This window comes from Vibrio sp. 1402 (assembly GCF_033340275.1).
In genome coordinates, this window is sequence record NZ_JAWOWE010000306.1 from 1 (window position 1) to 676 (window position 676).

1 protein-coding gene is annotated in these 676 nt (G+C 45.3%); it reads left to right on the forward strand.

The window, feature by feature from the left end:
* Positions 1-106: 106 nt before the first annotated feature.
* On the forward strand, positions 107-676 hold a 570-nt coding region (locus R7044_RS25730), incomplete at its 3' end, for a LysR family transcriptional regulator (RefSeq protein WP_225456061.1).

A 676-nucleotide genomic window follows, 5' to 3' on the forward strand; every position in this document is an offset into this window, starting at 1 on the left:
TCACTGTTTTGTCTCGTGGGGCGTAAGCCTTGAGTTAATACTAGTGAACGAACTGTATTAGATAAATATCGTTTTACACACATGACTGTTAAGTTATACTTAACAAATGGCTATTGAACCTTCCCTAATATCTTCACTAACGTGGTTTGCGCATGTAGCGCGCCATCGCAGTTTTACGAAAGCCGCCTCCGAAATGGGAGTGACGCGGGCTGCATTGTCGCAGCATGTCAAAGGACTAGAAAAACAACTTCAAGTCAGGCTGCTAAATCGCACGACACGAAACATGTCTCTGACCGAAGAAGGGCAGCGTTTGCTCGACACCCTTCATCCTTCATTGACCAATATTGAGCAAGCCCTAAATTCGCTGAATGATTTACATATCGAGCCAGCGGGGCTCATTCGTATTAGCGTGTCCAGAACAGAAGCTCGGCTTCTTATCGAACCGCACTTGAGGGAGTTTTTATGTCGTTATCCGAAAATACGTTTAGAGCTGATCATGGATGATGGTCTGACAAATATTGTTGCGGAAGGGATGGATGCAGGAATACGTTTAGGTGTTAGCTTGGATGAGCACATGGTCGCGATTCCAATCACTCCAAATCTGACAAACGCGATAGTCGGTTCTCCAGATTACTTCAAGCGATATGGCAAACCTGAAACGCCGAATGACTTAGAG